The organism is Bacillus sp. 196mf, assembly GCF_003217275.1.
GTDB classification, from domain to species: Bacteria; Bacillota; Bacilli; order Bacillales; family Bacillaceae_G; genus Bacillus_A; species Bacillus_A thuringiensis_S.
This window is the reverse complement of the sequence record NZ_QJTG01000038.1, coordinates 1-337: the sequence shown is the minus strand read 5'-3', so window position 1 is coordinate 337 and position 337 is coordinate 1. Positions and strand designations below refer to the sequence as shown.

The window sequence follows — 337 nt, the reverse complement described above, 5'->3', positions numbered from 1 at the left end:
TTCTACTACCACCTGCTGCATTGGCTGTTCTTCCACTTGTGGTTCTGCTACCTCTTGTTGTACTGGCTTATTCTCTACTCGTACATTAGCAGAAGGCTGCATTGCATTTGCTCTAGCTGCATGTCTTTCCATTAATCGTGTTCTATCTTGTTTCAACATAACAACATTAAATGGTACATGACGCTTTTTCTCACGTTTTGGTTCTTCTTTTTTTACAACGGGTTGTTCTTCTACGACCGGCACTTCTTCTTCAACTGATTGCTCTTCTACGACCGGTGCTTCTTCTTCAACTGATTGCTCTTCTACGACCGGTGCTTCTTCTTCAACTGATTGCTCT

Annotated in this window: 1 protein-coding gene; it reads right to left on the bottom strand. The window is 42.4% G+C overall.

What is annotated here, in order from left to right; all coding sequences use genetic code 11:
- The coding region (locus ATL10_RS27720) for a hypothetical protein (protein ID WP_142670019.1) at positions 1-337 on the bottom strand (337 nt) is incomplete at both ends.